Genomic DNA, 22,627 nt, shown 5'->3' with positions numbered 1-22,627 from the left:
GTCGCTCCCACAACAGTCAGCACTGAAGGCGCGGGCGCGAGGGGTGAATACCTACCCTGCGATCAATTGCCGCAGCACATAATGCAGGATCCCCCCCGACTTGAAGTACTCCACCTCATTGAGGGTATCGATCCGGCACAGCACCTCGATCTGCTCCTGGCGCCCGTCCTCGCGGGTGATGCGCACCGGCAGGCTCATGCCCGGGCGGATCTGCGCCCCGCCAAGGCCCAGCACATCGATGCGTTCCTTGCCGGTCAGCCCGAGGCGCTTGCGGTCGTCGCCGGCCTTGAACTGCAGCGGCAGCACACCCATGCCCACCAGGTTTGAGCGGTGGATGCGCTCGAAACTCTCCGCCAGCACCGCCTTGACCCCCAGCAGGTTGGTGCCCTTGGCCGCCCAGTCGCGGCTGGAGCCGGTGCCGTATTCCTGCCCGGCGATCACCACCAGTGGCGTGCCGTCCTGCTGGTAGCGCATGGCGGCATCGTAGATCGACAGTTTTTCGCCCGTGGGTACGTACAGGGTGTTGCCGCCTTCCTCGCCACCGAGCATCTCGTTGCGGATGCGAATGTTGGCGAAGGTGCCGCGCATCATCACCTCATGGTTGCCGCGCCGTGAACCGTAGGAGTTGAAGTCCCGTGGTTCCACGCCCTTGCCGCGCAGGTAGCGGCCGGCCGGGCTGTCGGCCTTGATGTTGCCGGCCGGGGAGATATGGTCGGTGGTCACCGAGTCGCCGAGCAGGGCGAGGATGCGCGCGCCGTGGATATCGCCGATTTCCGGCAGTGGACCACCGATGTCGTCGAAGAACGGCGGGTGCTGGATATAGGTGGAATCGTCCTGCCAGACATAGGTGGCCGCCTGGGGCACCTCGATGGCCTGCCACTGGGCGTCGCCGGCGAACACTTCGGCGTACTCCTTGTGGAACATGCCCGTGTCGACCCTGCGCACGGCCTCGGCGATTTCCTGCTGGCTTGGCCAGATATCGCGCAGGTACACGGGCTTGCCGTCCTTGCCGGTACCCAGGGCGTCCTTGGTCAGGTCCAGACGCACGCTGCCGGCCAGGGCATAGGCCACTACCAGCGGCGGCGAGGCCAGCCAGTTGGTCTTGACCAGCGGGTGCACCCGGCCTTCGAAGTTGCGGTTGCCCGACAGCACCGAAGCGACGGTGAGGTCGGCGCTGCCGATGGCCTTCTCGATCGCCTCGTCCAGGGGGCCGGAGTTGCCGATGCAGGTGGTGCAGCCATAGCCAACCAGGTCGAAGCCAAGCTGGTCGAGGTAAGGTGTCAGGCCCGCGGCCTTGTAGTAGTCGGTGACCACCTTGGAACCTGGCGCCAGTGAGCTCTTGACCCAGGGTTTGCGGGTCAGGCCCTTCTCCACGGCTTTTTTCGCCACCAACCCGGCCGCCATCATCACGCTGGGGTTCGAGGTATTGGTGCAGGAGGTGATGGCGGCGATCACCACGGCGCCGTCGCGCAGGGTGTGAGTCTGGTTTTCGTGGGTGTAGTCGATCTCGCCGGCCTGGTCGGCATTGCCCACCGCCACACCGCCACCGCCTTCGCTTTCCAGGCGGCCGACCTCCTTGGCCAGTGGTTTGGGCTGCAGCTCGATGAAGTGGTCGAAGGCCTGGGCGACCTGGCCCAGGGCGACCCGGTCCTGCGGGCGCTTGGGCCCGGCGAGGCTGGCTTCGACGTCGTTCATGTCCAGCGCCAGGGTATCGCTGAACAGCGGCTCCTGGCCCGGCAGGCGCCACAGGCCCTGGGCCTTGCTGTAGGCCTCGACCAGTTGCACGGCCTCCTCGGGGCGACCGGACAGGCGCAGGTAGTCCAGGGTCACCTGGTCCACCGGGAAGAAGCCGCAGGTGGCGCCGTACTCGGGAGCCATGTTGGCGATGGTGGCGCGGTCGGCCAGCGGCAGGTCGGCCAGGCCGTCTCCATAGAACTCGACGAACTTGCCCACCACGCCCTTCTTGCGCAGCATCTGCGTTACCGTCAGCACCAGGTCGGTGGCGGTGATGCCCTCGCGCAGCTTGCCGGTGAGCTTGAAGCCGATCACCTCGGGAATCAGCATCGACACCGGCTGGCCGAGCATTGCCGCCTCGGCTTCGATGCCGCCCACGCCCCAGCCGAGCACGCCCAGGCCGTTGATCATGGTGGTGTGCGAGTCGGTGCCGACCAGGGTGTCGGGGAAGGCGTAGGTGCGGCCGTCCGCTTCACGGGTCCATACTGTGCGGCCCAGGTACTCGAGGTTGACCTGGTGGCAGATGCCGGTGCCCGGCGGTACCACGCGGAAGTTGTCGAAGGCGCTCTGGCCCCAGCGCAGGAAGGCGTAGCGCTCGCCGTTGCGCTGCATCTCGATGTCGACGTTCTGGGCGAAGGCATTGGGGCTGGCGTAGCGGTCGACCATTACCGAGTGGTCGATCACCAGGTCCACCGGCGACAACGGGTTGATCCGCTGCGGGTCGCCGCCGGCCTTGGCCATCGCAGCGCGCATGGCGGCCAGGTCGACCACCGCCGGCACGCCGGTGAAGTCCTGCATCAGCACCCGCGCCGGGCGGTACTGGATCTCGCGATCGGAGCGACGTTCCTGCAGCCACTGGGCCAGGGCGCGCAGGTCGTCGCCGGTGACGGTCTTGCCGTCTTCCCAGCGCAGCAGGTTTTCCAGCAGCACTTTCAGCGACATGGGCAGGCGTTGCAGGTCGCCAAGCTGGCGCGCGGCGTCGGGCAGGCTGAAATAGTGGTAGGCGCGGTCGGCCACCTGGAGGGTCTTGAGGGTTTTCAGGCTATCGAGCGAGGGCATTTACAACTCCTTGTGCTCCGGTGCCCGGCGACTGTGGGTCGCTCGCCGGTGTCACCGCTCTGGACCGGTCCGCACGGCACGGACCTGGCTGAACAGTCAGGTTAGACCGGTTTGTCCGCCCTGACCCTTTTCTGGACCGATGGGGCGTGTCGTCGGTTCCGATCTTCCTTTATCATTCGCCGCCCTGGCGCCGTCTGCGCCAGTGATGTGGAGTGAGAAATGAATACCCTGTTCATGCATTGCCGGCCCGGCTTCGAGGGCGAGGTCTGCGCCGAAATCAGCGAACACGCCGCCCACCTGGGCGTGGCCGGCTATGCCAAGGGCAAGCCAAGCAGCGCCTGCGCCGAATTCGTCTGCAGCGAGCCCGACGGTGCCGCGCGGCTGATGCGTGAAATGCGTTTCGACCGGCTGATCTTCCCGCGCCAGTGGGCGTGCGGCAGCTACATCGAGTTGCCCGAGACCGACCGCATCAGCGTGCTGCTTGAGCAGCTGGCCGAGCTGCCGGTGTTCGGCAGCCTGTGGCTGGAGGTGCTCGACACCAACGACGGCAAGGAGCTGTCGACCTTCTGCCGCAAGTTCGAAGTGCCGCTGCGCAAGGCGCTGGAGAAGGCCGGGCGGCTGGTTGACGACGCGCAGCGTCCGCGCCTGCTGTTGACCTTCATCAGTGGCCGGCGGGTATTCCTGGGCCAGGCCGAAGCGGGTAACCAGGCGCTGTGGCCAATGGGCATCCCGCGCCTGAAGTTCCCACGGGAAGCACCCAGCCGTTCGACCCTCAAGCTGGAAGAAGCCTGGCACCAGTTCATCCCGCGCGAACAGTGGGACCAGCGCCTGAACGACGACATGACCGGTGTCGACCTGGGGGCTGCGCCCGGTGGCTGGACCTACCAGCTGGTCAAGCGCGGCATGCTGGTCACCGCCATCGACAACGGGCCGATGGCCGAAAGCCTGATGGACACTGGGCTGGTCACGCACCTGATGGCCGACGGCTTTACCTGGAAGCCGAAACAGACCGTGGACTGGATGGTCTGCGATATCGTCGAGAAGCCGGCGCGCACCGCGTCGCTGATCGAGACCTGGCTGGGCGAGGGGCTGTGCCGCGAGGCAGTGGTCAACCTCAAGCTGCCGATGAAGCAGCGTCACGCCGAGGTGCGCAAGTTGCTCGACCGGATCGAGGAAGGCTTCAAAGCGCGCAAGGTCAAGGTGTCGATCGCCTGCAAGCAGCTTTATCACGACCGCGAGGAAGTGACCTGCCACCTGCGCCGGTTGGACCTGAAGCCGCGCTGAGGCCATCGCGGGGCAAGCCCGCTCCCACGGAACCTGGTGATTCCCCTGTGGGAGCCGGCTTGCCGGCGATGGGCTGCGCGCAGCCCCTTGGAGCCCACCGACCGATGCGCCACAATGACGATCATTTTGCGGAGCCTTTCATGACCGATTTCACCCACGACGCGATCCTCGACGCCACCGGCCTGAACTGCCCGGAGCCGGTGATGATGCTGCACAAGCACGTGCGCGAGCTGGCCGGCGGCGGCGTGCTCAAGGTGATCGCCACCGACCCGTCGACCCGTCGCGACATTCCCAAGTTCTGCATCTTCCTCGGCCACGAGTTGCTCGGCCAGCAGGAAGAGGCCGGCACCTACCTGTACTGGATCCGCAAGAAGGCCGACTGAGCCGGCTGCGATCGCGCTACACTGCGCTCCCCTGACAGGAGAGCACCATGCTGATAGTTGCCGACGAGAATATCCCGCTGCTCGATGCCTTCTTCGCCGGTTTCGGCGAGATCCGCCGCTACCCCGGCCGGGCCATCGACGCCGCCTGCGTCAAGGACGCCGACGTGCTGCTGGTGCGCTCGGTGACCCGCGTCGACCGGCAACTGCTCGAAGGCAGCCGGGTGCGCTTTGTCGGCACCTGCACCATCGGCACCGATCACCTCGACCTCGACTATTTCGCCCAGGCCGGTATCCACTGGAGCAGCGCGCCGGGCTGCAACGCCCGTGGCGTGGTGGACTACGTGCTGGGCAGCCTGCTGACCCTGGCCGAACTCGACGGCGTTGACCTGGCCAAGCGCGTCTATGGCGTGGTCGGCGCCGGCGAGGTCGGCGGGCGCCTGGTGCGGGTGCTGCATGGCCTGGGCTGGAAGGTGCTGGTGTGCGACCCGGTGCGCCAGGCCAGCGAGGGCGGCGACTTTGTCGACCTTCAGACGATCCTCGAGCAGTGCGACGTGATCAGCCTGCACACGCCGCTGCAACGCGGCGGCGATCACCCGACCTGGCACCTGCTCGACCAGCCGCGCCTGGCCCGCTTGCGTGCCGGCGCCTGGCTGATCAACGCCAGCCGCGGCCCGGTGGTGGACAACGCGGCCCTGCGCGAACTGCTGCTGGATCGCGAGGATCTGCACGCGGTGCTTGATGTGTGGGAGGGCGAGCCGCAGGTGGACCTGCAACTGGCCGACCTGTGCACCCTGGCCACGCCGCATATCGCCGGCTACAGCCTGGACGGCAAGCAGCGGGGCACGGCGCAGATCTACCAGGCCTTCTGCCGCTGGCGCGGGGAGCCCGAGCAGGTGCGCCTGGCCGACCTGTTGCCGGCGCCGGGTCTGGCGCAGATCGAGTTTGACCCGAGCGCGGATCCGGCGTGGGCATTGGCCACCCTGTGCCGGGCGGTCTACGACCCACGTCGCGACGATGCGGATTTTCGTCGCAGCCTGAGCGAAGATCCGGCCGAACAGCGTGCAGCGTTCGACCTGCTGCGCAAGCACTACCCGGTAAGGCGCGAGATCGAGGGGCTGGCGGTACGTGTCCGTGGAGAGGCGCCGCAGCTGGTGCAACTGGTCAGCGCACTGGGGGCGGTGCTGGCCTGACGGCCAGCCAATAAAAACCCGGCGCAAGCGCCGGGTTGCACGCAATTCGGGGGTCAGGCCTTGCCGACTTTCTTGACCCGGCTGTCTTCCAGGTCCTTGCAGGCCTTCTGGATCATCTGCTCGGTGATCGGGACCTCGCGGCCCTGGGCATCGATGATCGAGCCGCAGACCTGAGGTTGCGGACGGTTCTGGTTCTTGGGCGTATCGGTGTGCTGCAAGCTCATATCCTGTCTCCTCTTTCAGGTTCAAGCTCAAGGTAGTGCTTCGCCGTGACTGGTCTGTGACAGTTTCTTCGACGTCATGCCGGAACAGTCCAACAGAAAGCGCGACAAAGCTCCAGACACAGGTTAGAACGAATGAGCATAGTCACTGTTGTTCTGTTCGATCATGGGACGGCGACGGATTCCCAGGCGTTGCATGGGGCCGACGAGTGGTAGTCTTGGTCTAATCCGTGCAAAGAACGACTTTCGCCATGCCCGAGCCAATCTCTCCCCGCCAGCGCCGCGCCCTGCACCTGGGCTGGCATTCGTGCGCCCCTATCGCCGCCAGGCGCTACTGGCCTTGCTGGCGCTGGTGGTCACCGCCGCCATCACCCTGTCCATGGGGCAGGGCATCCGCCTGTTGGTCGACCAGGGGTTCATGACCGGTTCGGCGCACCAGCTCAACCAGACCATTGGCCTGTTCCTGCTGCTGGTGATGGCGCTGGCGGTGGGGACCTTCGCCCGTTTCTACCTGGTGTCGTGGATCGGCGAGCGTTGCGTGGCCGATATCCGCCGGGCGGTGTTCGACCACCTGATCGGCCTGCACCCGGGTTTTTACGAGGACAACCGCAGCTCGGAAATCCAGTCGCGGCTGACCGCCGACACCACCTTGCTGCAGTCGGTGATCGGTTCGTCGCTGTCGATGTTCCTGCGCAACGCGCTGATGGTGCTGGGCGGGGTGATCCTGCTGTTCGTCACCAACCCCAAGCTGACCAGCATCGTGGTGCTGGCCTTGCCCCTGGTGCTGGCGCCGATCCTGCTGTTCGGGCGGCGCGTGCGCAGCCTGTCGCGGCAGAGCCAGGACCGGGTGGCCGACGTGGGCAGCTATGTCGCCGAGACCCTCGGTCAGATCAAGACGGTGCAGGCCTACAACCATCAAGGGCATGACCAGGCGCGCTTCGCCGAGACCGTGGAGGCGGCGTTCGGCGTGGCGCGCCGGCGCATCGCCCAGCGTGCCTGGCTGATCACCCTGGTGATCGTGCTGGTGCTCGGGGCGGTAGGGGTGATGCTCTGGGTCGGCGGCATGGACGTGATCGCCGGACGCATCTCCGGCGGCGAGCTGGCCGCCTTCGTGTTCTACAGCCTGATCGTCGGCAGCGCCTTCGGCACCCTGAGCGAGGTGATCGGCGAACTGCAGCGTGCCGCCGGTGCCGCCGAGCGCATCGCCGAGCTGCTGGCGGCGCAGACGGCCATCCTGGCGCCGGCACGACCGCAGGGGCTGGCGCAGGGCCGTGCCACGGGTGACATCCAGCTGTGCGACGTGCGCTTCGCCTACCCGTCACGCCCCACTGCCGCTGCCATCGATGGCCTGAGCCTGCACATCCGCCCGGGCGAGACCGTGGCCCTGGTCGGGCCGTCGGGGGCCGGCAAGTCGACCCTGTTCGACCTGCTGCTGCGCTTCTACGACCCGCAGGGCGGCGCGATTCTGCTCGACGGCCAACCGATCACCGGGCTGGAGCCGGCCGAGCTGCGTCGCCAGTTCGCCCTGGTGGCCCAGCAGCCGGCGCTGTTCCGTGGCACGGTCGAGGCCAACATCCGCTACGGTCGGCCCGAGGCCAGTCTGGCCGAGGTCGAGGCGGCGGCGCGCGGCGCCCATGCCCATGAGTTCATCGCCCAGTTGCCCCAGGGCTACCAGACGCTCCTGGGTGAAGGCGGCGTGGGTTTGTCCGGCGGCCAGCGCCAGCGCCTGGCGATCGCCCGGGCGTTGCTGGTGGATGCGCCGATCCTGCTGCTGGACGAGGCCACCAGCGCCCTGGACGCGCAGAGCGAGCACCTGATCCAGCAGGCGTTGCCGCAGTTGATGGCCGGGCGCACCACGCTGGTCATCGCCCACCGCCTGGCGACGGTGCAGCATGCCGACCGCATCGCGGTGATCGACAAAGGCCGACTGGCGGCAGTCGGCAGCCATCGACAATTGATCGAGCAAAGCCCACTCTACGCACGCTTGGCTGCGCTGCAGTTCAACCCAGCCTGAGCGGCCGTGGCTGTCGCTGTTTTGTAACAATTCTGTAGCAATTGCCTGAGACTATCTGCCTCGGTTGTTGCGCAGGTGCTCGCCCTGGCTGTCATCGCCCGATGGCGGCGTTTTCGGGCCAGCGAACGAGGACAAGGATGCCTCCGTCGGCGGTGCCGTCGCGCGCCGTTTTCCCTCTTCCTTGTTCCGAGATCCGCAATCTTGCGTAAATCCCTCAGAGTGCAAATTCTCTCCCTGCTCGGTGGCAGCCTGGTGGCGATCCTGCTGATCGCTCTGGTGTGTTTCCAGTTCCTGTCGTCCAGCGTGCGCGGCTATGCCGAGCTGGTGGACGGGCCGTTGCGTGCCTCGCAACTGATCGACGAAGCCAACCTGCAGTTCAAGATCCAGGTGCAGGAGTGGAAGAACGTGCTGCTGCGCGGTCGCCAGCCGGCGGAGCTGGACAAGTACTGGCAGCAGTTCCAGAGCCGCGAGCAGCAGGTGCAGCAGTTGCTGGGGCAATTGATCGACAGCAGTGAGCCGGCGCTCAAGGCGCGCCTGGAGCAGCTCAAGGCCAGTCACCGGCAGCTGGGCTCGGCCTATGAGCAGGGACGCCAGGCGTTCCTGGCCGCCGGCGGCGACCCGGTGGCGGGCGACCTGGCGGTCAAGGGCGTGGACCGGGCCACCAGCGACCAGATGAGCGCGCTGGTGGAGCAGTTGCGCGCCGACGCCCACGGGCGTGCCGGCGCCATCAGCGCCAGCGCCGAGCGCACGGTGTGGCTGGGCGTGCTGGTGATGCTGGGCTCGGCCGTGCTGGTCGGGCTGTTCAGCCTGTGGCTGGTCAATCGCAGCCTGGTCGAGCCGATTCGCCAGCTGATCGACTATGTCGCCCAGCTCAGCCAGGGGCGTTTCGCCGCCCGTGTCGACAGCCGCCGCGAGGATGAACTGGGGCGCCTGGCGCTGGCCGCCAACACCCTGCGCGACTTCCTCGCTGACACCGTCGGCCGCCTCAAGGACAACGCCGAGGAGCTGGAAAGTGCCAGCGGCCGGCTGCGCAGTATCGCCGGCGACATGGCCCATGGCACCCACGACCAGTTCCAGCGCACCGACCAGGTCGCCACGGCCATGCACGAGATGTCGGCCACCGCCCAGGAAGTGGCGCGCCACGCCGCCGACGCCGCCCGCGCCGCGGACGAGGCCGACCACAGTGCCCAGGCCGGCGAGCAGGTCATGCAGCGGACCATCGATACCATTGCCGTGGTCAACCGCGAGATCGCCGGTACCGCGGCGGTGATCCGTCACCTGGAGCACGACAGCACGCGCATCGGCAAGGTGCTCGAAGTGATTCGCGGCATCGCCGAGCAGACCAACCTGCTGGCGCTCAACGCCGCCATCGAGGCCGCCCGCGCCGGCGAGGCCGGGCGTGGTTTTGCGGTGGTGGCCGACGAAGTGCGCAGCCTGGCCCAGCGCACTGCGGCGTCGATCGCCGAGATCCACCAGATCATCGAGGCGGTGCAATCGGGCGCGGTGGAGGCAGTCAAGGCCATCGAGAGCGGCCAGCAGCGCAGCGAGGAGGGCGCCGAGCAGGTGCAGCAGGCCGGGCAAATGCTGCAGCGCATCACCACGGCGGTGGAGGCGATCCGCGACATGAACCGGCAGATCGCCACCGCCGCCGAGGAACAGACCAGTGTCGCCGAGGACATCTCGCGCAACCTGGTCGAGATCACCCGCATCGCCACCGCCAACCAGGAGGCCGTGCAGCACACCGAGCAAGCCGGGCAGCGCCTGCATGGGTTGTCGGGCCAGTTGGGCGAAGTCACTTCCCGCCTCACTGCCTGACAAGCCTGCACGATCCCTGTGTAGGAGCGGCCTTGTGCCGCGAACGGGCCGCAAAGCGGCCCCGGCTATTTTCGCCATGGCGCTGATATCCTGGGGCTGCTGCGCAACCCTTTCGCGGCACGAGGCCGCTCCTACAGGCGTTCGGGGGAAAACCGCCATTCCTCAGGCAAAGTACCCATCCATTTGGCGGATTGCCGCCAACCCGCCCCTGCCAAGCCCACTGCGCCATTGGCCCAGGCCAACCTGGCACACTCCCTGCTTTACGGCGCTCCGGGCCACGGCCCGAGGCGATCGTGCCCCGATTTCGCAAGACTCCTGCTGACCAGAACAACAACATCCGGGCGTGCACGCCGGGGGCAACGACTGCCAGTCCTTCACTTCAATTGGATTGAGCTAATGAAAAAAATCCTGCTGACGCTCCTGTGCCTGAGCGTCATCGGCTGCTCCAAGCCCGCGGAGCCACAGAAGTCCGTCGATGTCCTGCTGATCGGCGGCGGCATCATGAGTGCGAGCCTGGGGACCTACCTCACCGAGCTGGAACCGAACTGGAAGGTCGACGTCTACGAGCGCATGGACCAGGTCGCCGAGGAAAGTTCCAACGCCTGGAACAACGCCGGCACCGGCCACTCGGCGTTCTGCGAGCTGAACTACACCAGCGTCGGCAAGGACGGCAGCATCGACATCAGCAAGGCGGTCAACGTCAACGAGCAGTTCGAGGTGTCCAAGCAGTTCTGGGCCTACCAGGTCGAGCAGGGCGTGCTGAGCAACCCGCGTTCGTTCATCAACAATGTGCCGCACATGAGCTTCGTCTGGGGTGACGACAACGTCGCCTTCCTGCACAAGCGCGTCGAGGCCCTGCAACACAGCTCGCTGTTCCGTGGCATGGAGATCACCGAGGACCACGAGCAGATCCGCAAGTGGGTGCCGCTGGTAATGGAAGGCCGTGATCCCGGGCAGAAAGTGGCCGCGACCCGCATGGCCATCGGCACCGACGTGAACTTCGGCGAGATCACCCGCCAGCTGTTCGCCTCCATGACCCGCAATCCCAATGTGCAGCTGCACCTGAGCCATGAAGTGCGCGACATCGTGCGCAACGACGATGGCAGCTGGAACGTGGTAGTGGCCGACCTGGCCAACGGCGGCAAGGCGTCTTCGGTCAAGGCCAGGTTCGTCTTCATCGGTGCCGGTGGCGGCGCGCTAAAGCTGCTGCAGAAGTCCGGTATTGCGGAAGCCGAAGGTTATGCAGGCTTCCCGGTCGGCGGCCAGTTCCTGATGACCGACAATGCCGACCTGGTCGCTCGCCACAAGGCCAAGCTGTACGGCAAGGCCTCGGTCGGCGCGCCGCCGATGTCGGTGCCGCACCTGGACACCCGGGTGATCGATGGCAAGGAAGTGCTGCTGTTCGGTCCGTTCGCGACCTTCTCCACCAAGTACCTCAAGCACGGCTCGCTGCTGGACATGTTCAGCTCGCTGACCACCCACAACATCAGCCCGATGATGCATGCCGGCATCGACAACATTGACCTGAGCACCTACCTGATGGGTCAGCTGATGCTCAGTTTCGATGACCGCATGGCGGCCCTGCGCGAGTACTTCCCCAACGCCAAGAACGAAGACTGGAAACTGCTCCAGGCCGGCCAGCGCGTGCAGGTGATCAAGAAGGATCCCGAGCACGGTGGCGTGCTGCAGTTCGGTACCGAAGTGGTGGCCGCCGAGGACGGCAGCATTGCCGCGCTGCTGGGTGCCTCGCCCGGTGCCTCGACCGCCGCGCCGATCATGCTGAGCGTGCTGGAGAAGACCTTCAAGGATCGGATCAAGAGTGCCGAGTGGCAAGCCAGGCTCAAGGAGATCGTGCCGACCTACGGCCAGAAGCTGAACAACGACCTCGAGCTGACCAACAAGACCCGTGAGTGGAGCAGTGCGCGCCTGCAACTGCTGTACGTGCCGGTGTTGCCGGAGTAACCGTGTGAGCTGAGCGTGGGAGCGGCGCCAGCCTGTAGGAGCGGCCTTGCCGAGGCGTCGGACCGGCCGGAAAGGGCCGCAAAGCGGCCCCGGCGATCTTTGCAGCAACGCTGAAATCCTGGGGCTGCTGCGCAGCCCTTTCGCGACACAAGGCCGCTCCTACAGGGGCCAGTGTTGCTCGATGGAGGGCGCTACCAGGCCTTTTCGCAGGCAACAAAAAACCCGCTCGAAGCGGGTTTTTTGCGGGATATGGTCGGAGAGACAGGATTCGAACCTGCGGCCTTCTCGTCCCGAACGAGACGCGCTACCTGGCTGCGCTACACTCCGATGTCCAAAATGCTACTGCATCGCTTTTTTCAACGCAACCCCTTGTTGCAAAAAGGAGTTGCGCTAAAAAGCGGGACTGGATCACAGCTCCTTGACGGTGCGGATCTGGTCCTTGTTGATGCGCGTGCGCTTGCCGTCGAGCTGCTCGAATTCGTAGAAACCGGAATCGTCGTCATAGGATGGGGTGTCCACCGCCTGGATCTCGCGGCCGTCGTTGAGGGTGATGACGGTTGGCGAGGCGCAGCCGGCGAGGGCGCCCAGGCCCAGGGCAAGCAGGAAGGCGGGAAGGGTCCGTTGGATCATCGTGTTTCTCCAGTGCGATGGTGCTAGATGTCATTAAGACGCAGGGCGTCCACGCAAGTTCCTTGCACAGTGCAGCATAGCGCCATCGCGGCGGCATTGACCAAGAACAACGCCGCGGGCGGCCTGTGATATAACAGCGCACATTCCCAGTTACCCTGCGACGGACTCCCATGAAAGCCAAGGCAGATACCCCTTTCGTTGCGCTGAACATCGCCGTGCTGACGGTCAGCGACACCCGCACCTTTGACACCGACACCTCCGGCCAGCTGTTCGTCGATCGCCTGAGCGCCGCCGGCCACCGCTTGGCCGAGCGGGTGCTGCTCAAGGACGACCTGTACAAGATCCGCGCCCAGGTCGCGACCTGGATCGCCGACGACCAGGTGCAGGTGGTGCTGATCACCGGCGGCACCGGTTTCACCGGCCGCGACAGTACCCCGGAAGCCGTGGCGTGCCTGCTGGACAAGCAGGTCGAGGGCTTCGGCGAGCTGTTCCGGCAGATCTCGGTGGCCGATATCGGCACCTCCACCGTGCAGTCCCGCGCCCTGGCCGGGCTTGCCAACGGCACCCTGGTCTGCTGCCTGCCGGGCTCGACCAACGCCGTGCGCACCGGTTGGGACGGCATCCTTGCCGAGCAGCTGGACGCCCGTCATCGGCCGTGCAATTTCGTGCCGCACCTGAAGCAGGCGGCGGCCTGTGACAGCCGTGGCTGAGGTGGCCCGGCCCTTGATGCCGGTGGAAGAGGCCCTGGAGCGCCTGCTGGCGCTGGCCGACACGGCGCCCATCGCCGAGACCGAACAGGTACCGCTGGCCGAGGCCGAAGGGCGGGTCCTGGCCCATGAGCTGGTGGCTGGCCTCGACCTGCCGCCGTGGCCCAACAGCGCCATGGACGGCTACGCGCTGCGCCTGGCCGACTGTCAGGGCGAACCGCTGCGGGTGACCCAGCGCATCTTCGCCGGGCATGCACCACAGCCCCTGGAACCTGGCACCTGCGCACGGATCTTCACCGGCGCGCCGCTGCCGGAAGGTGCCGATTGCGTCGAGATGCAGGAAAACACCGAGGTGCTCGAGGATGGTCGGGTGCGTTTCCTCGAACCGCTGGCGCTGGCGCAGAACGTTCGCCCCAAGGGCCAGGAAACCCGTGTCGGCGAACAGGTGATGAGCGCCGGCACGCGGCTGGGCCCGATCCAGCTCGGGCTGGCCGCGACCCTGGGTTTCGGCACGCTCGAAGTGCGGCGTCGGCCCCGGGTGGCGGTGCTGTCGACCGGCGACGAACTGGTCGAGCCGGGCCTGGCCCTGGGCCCCGGTCAGATCTACAACAGCAACCGACGCCTGCTGGTCAGCTGGCTGCAACGCCTGGGCTGCACGGTGGTCGACGCCGGCATCCTCCCGGACGATCTCGAGCGCACCCGCCAGTGCCTGGGCGGGCTGGGCGATGTCGACCTGATCCTGTCCACCGGAGGCGTGTCGGTGGGCGAGGCCGATTTCCTCGGCCTGGCCCTGCGCGAGGCGGGCGAGCTGGCGCTGTGGAAGCTGGCGATCAAGCCGGGCAAGCCGCTGACCTTCGGCCATTACCAGGGGGTGCCGGTGATCGGCCTGCCGGGCAATCCGGCCTCGACCCTGGTCACCTTCGGCCTGCTGACCCGGCCCTACCTGCTGCGTCGAATGGGCGTGGCCCATGTTGCGCCGCTGCGCTTCAGCGTGCCGGCAGGTTTCGACTGGCCCAAGGCCGGAACGCGCCGCGAGTACCTGCGGGCACGCATCGAGGACGGTCGCGTGCGCATCTACAAGAACCAGAGCTCCGGCGTGCTGCGCAGCGCGGCATGGGCCGATGGCGTGGTGGAAGTGCTCGAAGGCACGACGCCGCAACAGGGCGATGCGGTGACGTTCATTCCGTTCAGCGAGCTACTTGGCTAGCACGCCGCCGGCGGCTGCGGCGCCGGACGGCGCCAGCTGGGTCAGGCGCATGTGCACGTTCTCCAGCTGCTGGGCTGCGACGCTCCAGTCATGACGCTGGCGGGCGAACTGGCGCCCGGCCTCGCTGAGCTGGCACATGCGCCATGGCTGGTTGAGCAACTGGGTGACCAGCAGCGCCAGCTGGCCGCTGTCGTCGCTGCCCAGGTAGTGCTCGCCGTTGTTCATGGCCAGGCCCGAGGCGCCCTTGCTGGTGGTGATCACCGGCAGCCCGGCGGCCATGGCTTCGAGGATCTTCACCTTGGAGCCGCCAGCATGGCGCAGCGGCGCGAAAAAAAGCGCCGAGCGCCGTTGCAGCTCGCGCAGGTCGGGGCGATAGCCCACCCACTCGATGCGCGGGTCGTTCCAGTGCAGCTTCCAGCTGGCCGGCAGGGCGTGGCCGGCAATGGCCAGGCGCACCGCCGGATTGCTCATCCACACCTGAGGCAGGATCTCTTCCAGCGCCCATTCGATGGCCTCCAGGTTGGCGCCGTACTCGAAATTGCCGACGAACAGCAGACGCTGGCTGTGCGGCGTGGGGCGAACCTCCTGGTAGTGGTCGCAGTCCACGCCATTGACCACCACGTTCACCGGGCGCCCGCTGATCTGGCCGATAAGCTCGGCATCATGGGCGCTGACCGCCACCACCTCGGTGGGCTGGCGCAGCACTCGCTGCTCCCAGCGCCGGTAGCGCCAGCGGTCGAAGGCGTTCAGCGGCCGTAGCCACAGGGGCAAGCGGTCGTGGCAGGCGGCGCCCATCACCGATTCCAGGTAGTGCTCGCTGAGCATGTAGGGCAGGCCACGGGCCTGCAAGGCCTTCTCGAACGGCTGGAAACTGTAGCTGTGCTCGATCTGGATCACGTCCCAGGGTTCGTCCAGCAACTGCTCGAAGCGGTGCCTCAGGCAGGGCGCCAGGCCATTGATGATGGCCCGCATGGGGTAGTCGATGATGGGCGAGGCCAGCAGGTTCAGCGGGCTGTGCAGCGCGCGCCGGGGCAGCACCACCAGGCGCTCCACCAGCGGCTCCAGGGCCTCGCGCGCCGCGTCGCTCAAGGGTACCTTGGACTGCACCAGCAAGGTGATCCGGTGGCCATGCTGCGCCAGGGCGCGCAGCAGGTGGTATTGCCGGGTCTTGCTGCCGCTGGTGGTGGGCCAGGGCAGGTAGGGCAGGGTCCAGAGTATGCGCATGAGCCCGAATCCTCGCGGTTGGCCGGGTGTCGGCCCTGGATGGCAAAACGCGCCCTCTGGCAGTCAAGCAGGTGCTGCTGCTGCCGGGGCGCGTCCATAGATATCAGTAAAGCGTACGATGTCGTCTTCGCCCAGGTATTCGCCGCTTTGCACCTCGATCATCACCAGGTCGATGACGCCGGGGTTGGTCAGGCGGTGGCTGCGTCCGGGCTTGATGAAGGTCGACTCGTTGGTGTCGAGCAGAAACTCCTCTTCACCGTTGGTCACGCAGGCCATGCCGCTGACCACGATCCAGTGCTCGCTGCGGTGATGGTGCATCTGCAGCGACAGCGATTCGCCGGGGCGGACCATGATGCGCTTGATCTTGAACCGTGGCCCTTCCTCGAGCACGGTGTACAGGCCCCAGGGGCGGGTCACGGTGCGGTGCAGGCGGTAGGCGTCGTGGCCCTGGCGCTTGAGTTGCTGGGCGATCACCTTGACCTCCTGGCTGCGCGCGGCATCGGCGATCAGCAGGGCGTCGGGGGTGTCGATGACGATCAGGTTGTCCAGGCCCACCGCGCCCACCAGCCGACGCGGTGAGTCGATGTAGCAGTTGCTCACGTCATGCAGCACGGTTTCGCCGTTGCAATGATTGCCCTGGCTGTCGGCCGGGCGCAGCTCGCGCACCGCTTCCCAACTGCCGATATCACTCCAGCCGATGGCGCAGGGCACCACGGCCACCTGGGTGGAGGGCTCCATGAGTGCGTAGTCGATGGAGATGTCGGGGGCCTGCGCGAAACTGTCGGCGTCGAGTTCCACCTGCTGGCCGCACGTCCCCTCCTTGAACAGGCTCTGCGCCAGGCAGTGGGTCACGTTGTGCAGCACCTCGGGGGCATGGGCCTGCAGCTCCTGCAGCACGGTGCCCGCGCGCAGGCAGAACATGCCGGCGTTCCACAGGTGCCGGCCTCCGTCCAGGTAGGCCTGGGCGGTGTCGGCGTCGGGCTTTTCGACGAAGCGGGCGACCCGATAGCCGTCGTTACCCAGTACCTCTCCTTGTTCGATGTAGCCGAAGCCGGTTTCGGCGCGGGTCGGCAGCAGGCCGAAGGTGGTCAGCCAACCTTTTCCGGCCAGGGCCATGGCCCGCTGGACGGCCGCCTCGAAGGCGCCCTGGTCCTGGATCAGGTGGTCGGCGGGCAGCACCAGCAGCAGGCTGTCCTCGCCATGCAGGCGGGCGCAGTGCAGCGCCGCGGCGGCGATGGCGGGGGCGGTGTTGCGGCCGAAAGGTTCGAGGATGAAGTCGAGGGCGATACGCTGGGTACTGACCTGGCGATACTCGTCCTGGGTACGGAACACCACTTCGCGGTTGGTCACCGTGAGCACCCGTTCGACGCCGGGCAGGCTGCTGGCGCGGCTGAAGGTCTTCTGCAGCAGGCTCATGCCATCGGGCAGGCGCATGAAGGGCTTGGGCATGGCCTCGCGGGAGACCGGCCACAATCGGGTACCGGCGCCGCCAGCGATGATGCAGGGAATCAGAACGCTCATAGTCACAGCCTCGAATCAGGGCGCCGGGGGCAGCGCAATGCAAGGAAATCACGACCTGTCAGGCGTCTGGCGGCACAAAGTCAATAAAATGACTTTTCGAGTCGGCTTCGTCCGTGATGGCCAAATATTTGTCAGATGATGCACCTGTGGCGGCCGGCTTTCAATGGTATTTGTGTGAGGCGGCGGTTTTTCGGCGTCGCCGGGAGCAATCTGCTCGTCGCAGTGGTCGAGATTGCGGTAGGGCATTTCTATTCGGGGAGAACGGCATGAGCGAGCGCAAGGCACTGTTGATCCTGCATGGCAAACAGGCCGGCAACGACGAGGTGCGAGCCGCGGTGGGCCAGCTGCGCGAGCGGGGCTGGACCCTGGACGTGCGGCTGACCTGGGAGGGCGGCGACGCCCAGCGCCTGGTCGGCGAGGCCCTGGCCGCAGGCTATGGCCAGGTGGTGGCCGGTGGTGGTGACGGCACCTTGCGTGACGTGGCCGAAGCGATGGGTCTGGCCGCTACCCAGGCCAGCCTGGCGCTGTTGCCGCTGGGCACCGCCAACGATTTCGCCAAGGCGGCCGGCGTGCCCCTCGAGCCACAGGCGGCGCTCGACCTGCTGGAGGTGCCGGCGCGGCCGATCGACCTGGGGCGGGTGGGTGACCAGTTGTTCCTGAACATGGCCACCGGCGGCTTCGGCAGTCAGGTCACGGCCAACACCTCGGAAGACCTGAAGAAAGTGCTCGGCGCGGCGGCCTACCTGTTCACCGGCCTGTCACGCTTCAGCGAACTGCAGGCCGCCTCGGTGGAACTGCAGGGCCCCGGTTTCCAGTGGCAGGGCGAGTTGCTGGCGCTGGGCATCGGCAACGGCCGCCAGGCCGGCGGCGGGCACGTGTTGTGCCCGGAGGCGACGGTGGACGACGGCCTGTTGGACATCGGCATCCTGCCTGCGCCACAGGAGATGGCCGGCGCCCTGCGCGACCTGTTGGCCGGCGACGGGCTGTTCGTCCGTGCGCGGTTGCCATGGGTGGAAATCAAGGGCGCCCAGGGGCTGGACATGAACCTCGACGGCGAGCCGCTGCAGGCCGCCAGCCTGCGCTTCGAGGTCATGCCACGAGCGTTGCGCGTGCACCTGCCGACGGACTCGCCGCTGCTCAGTCGTCCAGGCTGATGATCTTCTCGCGCACGGCGAACAGCACCAGCCCTGCCACGTCGTAGATCTGCAGGCGCTTCATGATCTGCGAGCGGTGGGTCTCCACGGTCTTGATCGACAGGCCCAGGCCGGCGGCGATCTCCCGGGTCGACTTGCCGCGCACGATCAGGCGCAGGATCTCCAGCTGACGCCCCGTCAGGTTATGACCTTCGCTGCTCGGCTGGCGGCCGTTCTGCGCGCGTAGCAGGGCCTGGTTGATGACGGTGTGGGCGATGGCCGGGCTGAGGTAGCGTTCGTCGTTGCGCAGCGCAGTGAGCGCCTGTTCCAGCTCGGTGGCCGTGGTGTCCTTGAGCAGGTAGCCGTGGGCGCCGCTTTCCAGGGCGCGCATGATCATTTCCGGGTCGGTGTGCATCGACAGGATCAGGACCTTGCAGGTGCAACCGTTTGCGCGCAATTGCGTGAGCGCGTCGAGACCGCTGGTCGAACGCATGGAAATGTCCAGCAGGACGATGTCCGGCGCCAGGCGCAGGACGTGGTCCAGAAGCTGGCTGCCGTCGTCGGCCTCGCCGATCACGGTGTAACCGGGGATGTCCGATACCAGTGCCCTGACGCCTGCGCGAATCAGGGAGTGGTCGTCCACCAGCAGTAATCTACAGGTCATCGGGGGCAGGGGTCCTGGCGCGTTCTTGGCTGCGGGGTGGCCATGGAAAGAGGGCTTCGATCTGGGTGCCTTGGCCGGGCTGGCTGGTGATGGTCAGGCTGCCTCGCAGGGCGGTCACCCGCTCCTGCATGCCGGCCATGCCGCGCTGGCCGTAATCCGCGGGGGACTGGGCCGGCACGAAGCCGCCGCCGTCGTCGTGGATCGACAGGGCAAGGCCGGCCGAGGTGCGTTGCAGGCGAACCACCAGGTTGCGGGCACCGGCATGGCGCAACATGTTGGTGACCGCCTCCTGGGTGATGCGGAAGGCGGCCATGGCCACCTCTTCGCTGATGCCGCCCAGGCGCTGCTTGCATTCCAGGCTCCAGTGCACCTCGGTGTTTTCCAGGGTGCGCAGCAGATGCGCGCGCAGGCTTGCCTCCAGGCCCAGGCTGGCCAGCTGGCGCGGGTTGAGAATGGTGGAAACGTCGCGCACGTTGCTCAGGGTCAGGTCCAGGGTGCTGCGCAAGGTGCTGCAGTGCTCCTGCAGCTCGGCCGGTACCCGGCGTTGCAGCCAGTCGACCTGCAGCTTGGCGGCGGTCAGCAACTGGCCGATATCGTCGTGCAGCTCGCGGCTCAGGCGCTGGCGCTCGCTCTCCTGCACCTTGAGCATGCGCGTGGCCAGTTCCGCCGGGCGCAGGCTGATCGAACGCGCCCAGTGGCGCAGGTGCCAGCCGACGCCGAGCATCGCCAGCAGTTGCAGCAGCAGCAGGCTGGCCGACAGCGGCTGGGTGCTCAGGTATACCACCAGGTTCGCCGCCAGCGATGCAACGCACAGCAGGGCGGTCGTCCAGCGCAGCAGGGCAACGCTGGAGCGGCAACGCTGGAGAAACTTCAAGCGTGGGAGCATAGATAGGGAAGCCACTGAATTATAGCGGTTAGGGGCATTGCACACGTCTGACCAGGGGTTTTACCGCCCCGCTTGCAATCAAGTGCGGAATGCGGATCCAATCGCCCGATAACCTGGGCGCGCATGTTCGAGTGGGCGCATGTTATCACTTTGATTGAATTTGGTCGCGGGGGGATAACTGCTTGAAACCTCGTATTTTCCGGGCTGTGGCGGGCCTGGCGGTCGAGGGCTTGGCTAGCAGAGTGCCATTATTAAATGATGTTTCCAATGCGCACAGGGCAACTAATAATCCCGCTTCGCAAAAACATTTGGAAAAACTTGTCCAACTTTGCAAGTTTCATCCTGAGCCGACCTTAGTTGTGACTCAGTTGGCTGCATTTAATGTTGCCGGTCGGGCGAGTCGATGCCGGTGCTTGCCGTATGAGGGTGGGCGCAGTACACCCCTGTCTGCTGGCAGTCCGCGCACAGCTGCGTGGACGGCTGGCCCAGGGAGGTGGCCAGTTCGCCCAGCAGCAGCCGTTGTTCGTCGGTGTCCATACCTAGCTGGCCGGTCTGCGGGTCCAGCAGCTCCAGTTGCCAGTCGAGCAGGGTCAGGCAGGCGTCCAGTGCGGGCAGGCTGCTGCCGTGCAGGTGCTGCTGGGCACAGGTGGGCGCGAGCAGCTTTTGCAAGGCGAACGCATAGTGGGCGACCTCGAGCAGGCCGAGCGCGTCGGCACGGCGGGCCAGGGTATCAAGTGCCGTGGTGAGACTGTGGCAGGCGTCCGGGTCGTTGGCGATCAGTTCCAGGTGCTGCAGGCATTCCTGGGACCGGGCCAGCAGGACCTGTGCGTCCTGCAGAAAGGCCGCCACGGCGGCGTTGTGCAGTGGTGTGCTATCCATCATGGCGCCCCGTGGTCAGGGATTGGCCGTACCAAGATGATCGCTCGCAAAAGCCTGACTCCGTTCATGCAGTGAGAATGGCGTCACATTAATGGCTAATGGATATTGCGAACATCAGGTTGCACCCGATTGCTACTAGGGGATTCCCTGATGAGGATTCAGGTGGGTCGTTCGTTGCGAGCGACGGACGCGGCGGGATGTGGCAGCAGTAAAGCATGATGGTAAAGTGATATCAATCACCCGGCGCGGCTTTTTCCATCAGGGGTCAAGCTGCGCGCGCATCCGCCGATACAGGGGGATGCATCCACTTTTCCCGACTCAAGCCTGGGGGCTTTCCAATGGCTGGCATTCTCGACACGGTAGACCAACGCACGCAACTGGTGGGTGAGAACCGCCTGGAAATCCTCATGTTCCGCCTGGCCGGCCGACAGTTGTTCGCCATCAACGTGTTCAAGGTCCAGGAGGTGCTGCAACTGCCCAAGCTGACCCTCATGCCACAGCGCCATTCCTTCGTCTGCGGCGTGGTCAACCTGCGTGGCCAGACGCTGCCGGTGATCGACCTGTCCCAGGCGATCGGCATGCGCCCGCTGCAGCCTGGGCCGGACAGCACCATCATCGTCACCGAGTACAACCGCTCGGTGCAGGCATTCCTGGTGGGCGGCGTTGATCGTATCGTCAACATGAACTGGGAAGCCATCATGCCGCCACCAGCCAGCGCCGGTCGCCAGCACTACCTCACGGCGATCACCAAGGTCGACGAGAAGCTGGTTGAGGTCATCGACGTGGAGAAGGTGCTGGCCGAGATCGTGCCGTACAGCGCCAAGGTGTCCCGCGACAAGCTGGAAGATCCGGTGCTGGCCCGTGCGCGTGGCCGCGAAGTGCTGCTGGTGGACGACTCCAGCGTGGCCCTGGCGCAGTTGCGCGACACCCTGTCGCAACTGGGGGTGAAGCTGCACGTGGCCAGTGACGGCCTCAAGGCCCTGCGCCTGCTCAAGGGCTGGGCCGACGCCGGGGAGAATGTCTGCGAGAAGCTGCTGATGATCTTCACCGATGCCGAAATGCCCGAGATGGATGGTTACCGGCTGACCACCGAGATTCGCAACGACCCGCGCCTGCGCGGCCTCTACGTGGTGCTGCACACCTCGCTGTCGGGCAGCTTCAACGAATCCATGGTCAAGAAGGTCGGCTGCGACAACTTCCTGTCCAAGTTCCAGCCCGACCGCCTGGTGGATGTTGTGCGTCAGCGTCTGAACATGGATCACGCCTAGGTGTAAGCTTGGTTTTTCCATGGAAACCAGGTGAGCAGGGATGTTTCTGAGTGCGTTGTATCGATACCCGGTGAAATCGGGGCGGGCCCAGGGCCTGCAAGCGTCCGCGGTCGGCAATCTGGGCCTGGACGGTGACCGCCGCTGGTTGGTGGTGGAGGAGGAGAATGGCCGCTTCCTGACCCAGCGGGCTTGGCCCCGGCTGGGGCAGGTTGGCGCCGATTATGGCGAGCAGGGCCAACTGCTGCTCCAGGCGCCGGGGCGGGCACCCTTGGAGGTGCCCGTGCCGCCTGCCGACGACGCCCTGCGCGGCGTCACCATCTGGCGCGATACCTTGCGCGTGCCCGATGCCGGCGATGCCGCCGCGGCCTGGCTCAGCGAGCTGCTGGGCAAGCCAGTAAGGCTGGTGTACTGCCCCGTGCAGCGGGCCCGCTACCTGCCCAGCGGCTACGGCCTGAATAGTGACCGGGCAGCCTTTCCCGATGGTTTTCCATTGCTACTGATCGGCCAGGCCTCGCTGGATGAGTTGAGCCGTCGGGTCGGGCGCTCCATGGAGATGCTGCGTTTTCGCCCGAACCTGGTGGTCGAGGGGGGCGAGGCCTTTGCCGAGGACCGCTGGAAGCGTATCCGTATCGGCGACATGACCTTTCGCGTGCTCAAGCCGAGTGTGCGCTGCATCCTCACCACCCTCGATCCCGCCACGGGCGAGCGCAGCCCTGACCGTGAGCCGTTGACCACGCTCAAGACGTTCCGTGAGAAGGAAGGGGATGTGCTGTTTGGCCAGAACCTGGCGGTGGATGGCGAGGGGGAGCTCAAGGTGGGGATGGCCGTCCAGGTCCTCGAATAGTG

18 protein-coding genes, 1 tRNA gene and 2 pseudogenes are annotated in these 22,627 nt (G+C 66.2%); 12 read left to right on the top strand and 9 right to left on the bottom strand.

Annotated features, from left to right (window positions below):
- Positions 1-51: 51 nt before the first annotated feature.
- Positions 52-2,793, bottom strand: coding sequence for an aconitate hydratase AcnA (acnA, locus tag ACZ899_RS10940; protein ID WP_234561992.1), 2,742 nt, complete (start codon positions 2,791-2,793; stop codon positions 52-54).
- Between the two features lie 219 nt (positions 2,794-3,012).
- On the opposite strand from acnA, the gene rlmM reads away from it, so the two are divergent.
- The 3 genes from rlmM (at position 3,013) to pdxB (ending at position 5,650) form a co-directional block, all read left to right on the top strand.
- Positions 3,013-4,077 (top strand): 23S rRNA (cytidine(2498)-2'-O)-methyltransferase RlmM, encoded by a 1,065-nt coding sequence (rlmM, locus tag ACZ899_RS10935; RefSeq protein WP_234561994.1) that lies wholly within the window; start codon positions 3,013-3,015, stop codon positions 4,075-4,077.
- A 140-nt stretch (positions 4,078-4,217) separates the two neighbouring features.
- Positions 4,218-4,460 carry a sulfurtransferase TusA gene (gene tusA, locus ACZ899_RS10930; protein WP_050704845.1) on the top strand — a complete coding sequence of 81 codons (243 nt, stop codon included), beginning with the start codon at positions 4,218-4,220 and terminating at the stop codon, positions 4,458-4,460.
- Between the two features lie 47 nt (positions 4,461-4,507).
- Entirely contained in the window at positions 4,508-5,650 is a 1,143-nt protein-coding gene (gene pdxB, locus ACZ899_RS10925; RefSeq protein WP_234561996.1) for a 4-phosphoerythronate dehydrogenase PdxB, read from the top strand.
- 53 nt (positions 5,651-5,703) lie between these two features.
- Here pdxB and ACZ899_RS10920 read toward each other — a convergent pair whose 3' ends face one another.
- Entirely contained in the window at positions 5,704-5,874 is a 171-nt protein-coding gene (locus ACZ899_RS10920) for a PA1571 family protein (protein WP_203647472.1), read from the bottom strand.
- A 248-nt stretch (positions 5,875-6,122) separates the two neighbouring features.
- On the opposite strand from ACZ899_RS10920, the pseudogene ACZ899_RS10915 reads away from it, so the two are divergent.
- The 4 genes and pseudogenes from ACZ899_RS10915 (at position 6,123) to mqo (ending at position 11,662) form a co-directional block, all read left to right on the top strand.
- Positions 6,123-7,885, top strand: a pseudogene (locus ACZ899_RS10915) (ABC transporter transmembrane domain-containing protein).
- A gap of 672 nt (positions 7,886-8,557) precedes the next feature.
- Positions 8,558-8,767: pseudogene (locus ACZ899_RS10910) on the top strand (methyl-accepting chemotaxis protein); the annotation flags it as partial.
- A 165-nt stretch (positions 8,768-8,932) separates the two neighbouring features.
- Positions 8,933-9,700, top strand: a complete 768-nt coding sequence (locus ACZ899_RS10905; protein WP_409077831.1) for a methyl-accepting chemotaxis protein — start codon at positions 8,933-8,935, stop codon at positions 9,698-9,700.
- 396 nt (positions 9,701-10,096) lie between these two features.
- Positions 10,097-11,662: a malate dehydrogenase (quinone) gene (gene mqo, locus ACZ899_RS10900; protein WP_234561998.1), complete on the top strand. Its 1,566-nt coding sequence runs from the start codon at positions 10,097-10,099 to the stop codon at positions 11,660-11,662.
- A gap of 250 nt (positions 11,663-11,912) precedes the next feature.
- Here mqo and ACZ899_RS10895 read toward each other — a convergent pair.
- Together ACZ899_RS10895 and ACZ899_RS10890 are read right to left on the bottom strand one after the other, a co-directional pair.
- Positions 11,913-11,989: transfer RNA gene (locus ACZ899_RS10895), tRNA-Pro, on the bottom strand.
- An 81-nt stretch (positions 11,990-12,070) separates the two neighbouring features.
- Positions 12,071-12,292, bottom strand: a complete 222-nt coding sequence (locus ACZ899_RS10890) for a YgdI/YgdR family lipoprotein (RefSeq protein ID WP_023632528.1) — start codon at positions 12,290-12,292, stop codon at positions 12,071-12,073.
- A gap of 170 nt (positions 12,293-12,462) precedes the next feature.
- On the opposite strand from ACZ899_RS10890, the gene moaB reads away from it, so the two are divergent.
- Positions 12,463-13,002 carry a molybdenum cofactor biosynthesis protein B gene (gene moaB / locus ACZ899_RS10885; protein ID WP_046856412.1) on the top strand — a complete coding sequence of 180 codons (540 nt, stop codon included), beginning with the start codon at positions 12,463-12,465 and terminating at the stop codon, positions 13,000-13,002.
- Positions 12,986-14,206 carry a molybdopterin molybdotransferase MoeA gene (locus ACZ899_RS10880; RefSeq protein ID WP_232856038.1) on the top strand — a complete coding sequence of 407 codons (1,221 nt, stop codon included), beginning with the start codon at positions 12,986-12,988 and terminating at the stop codon, positions 14,204-14,206. The genes moaB and ACZ899_RS10880 overlap by 17 nt, the downstream gene beginning before the upstream one ends.
- On the opposite strand, the gene ACZ899_RS10875 is transcribed toward ACZ899_RS10880, so the two are convergent.
- Positions 14,195-15,430, bottom strand: coding sequence for a glycosyltransferase family 4 protein (locus ACZ899_RS10875; RefSeq protein WP_234562000.1), 1,236 nt, complete (start codon positions 15,428-15,430; stop codon positions 14,195-14,197). The genes ACZ899_RS10880 and ACZ899_RS10875 overlap by 12 nt on opposite strands.
- A 63-nt stretch (positions 15,431-15,493) precedes the next feature.
- Positions 15,494-16,951 (bottom strand): mannose-1-phosphate guanylyltransferase/mannose-6-phosphate isomerase, encoded by a 1,458-nt coding sequence (locus ACZ899_RS10870; RefSeq protein WP_234562002.1) that lies wholly within the window; start codon positions 16,949-16,951, stop codon positions 15,494-15,496.
- Between the two features lie 266 nt (positions 16,952-17,217).
- On the opposite strand from ACZ899_RS10870, the gene yegS reads away from it, so the two are divergent.
- Positions 17,218-18,105, top strand: coding sequence for a lipid kinase YegS (gene yegS / locus ACZ899_RS10865; protein WP_234562005.1), 888 nt, complete (start codon positions 17,218-17,220; stop codon positions 18,103-18,105).
- Here the strand turns inward: yegS and ACZ899_RS10860 are convergent.
- The 3 genes from ACZ899_RS10860 to ACZ899_RS10850 all read right to left on the bottom strand — a co-directional run bounded on the left by ACZ899_RS10860 (position 18,089) and on the right by ACZ899_RS10850 (position 20,513).
- Positions 18,089-18,748: a response regulator gene (locus ACZ899_RS10860; RefSeq protein WP_203647467.1), complete on the bottom strand. Its 660-nt coding sequence runs from the start codon at positions 18,746-18,748 to the stop codon at positions 18,089-18,091. The genes yegS and ACZ899_RS10860 overlap by 17 nt on opposite strands.
- A complete protein-coding gene (locus tag ACZ899_RS10855) occupies positions 18,738-19,634 on the bottom strand; it encodes a sensor histidine kinase (RefSeq protein ID WP_110738535.1) in 897 nt (298 codons plus the stop codon). Before ACZ899_RS10855 ends, ACZ899_RS10860 begins: the two co-directional genes overlap by 11 nt.
- A 378-nt stretch (positions 19,635-20,012) precedes the next feature.
- The gene (locus tag ACZ899_RS10850) at positions 20,013-20,513 is read right to left on the bottom strand and encodes a histidine kinase (RefSeq protein WP_110738562.1); all 501 of its coding nucleotides are present in this window, start codon (positions 20,511-20,513) and stop codon (positions 20,013-20,015) included.
- Between the two features lie 338 nt (positions 20,514-20,851).
- On the opposite strand from ACZ899_RS10850, the gene ACZ899_RS10845 reads away from it, so the two are divergent.
- Both ACZ899_RS10845 and ACZ899_RS10840 read left to right on the top strand, forming a co-directional pair.
- A complete protein-coding gene (locus ACZ899_RS10845) occupies positions 20,852-21,781 on the top strand; it encodes a chemotaxis protein CheV (protein WP_050704823.1) in 930 nt (309 codons plus the stop codon).
- 40 nt (positions 21,782-21,821) lie between these two features.
- A complete protein-coding gene (locus ACZ899_RS10840; protein ID WP_234562007.1) occupies positions 21,822-22,625 on the top strand; it encodes an MOSC domain-containing protein in 804 nt (267 codons plus the stop codon).
- The last annotated feature ends 2 nt before the right edge of the window (positions 22,626-22,627 follow it).

The organism is Pseudomonas sp. TE31087 (genome assembly GCF_057284075.1).
This window is presented reverse-complemented; position numbering and strand designations above follow the sequence as displayed.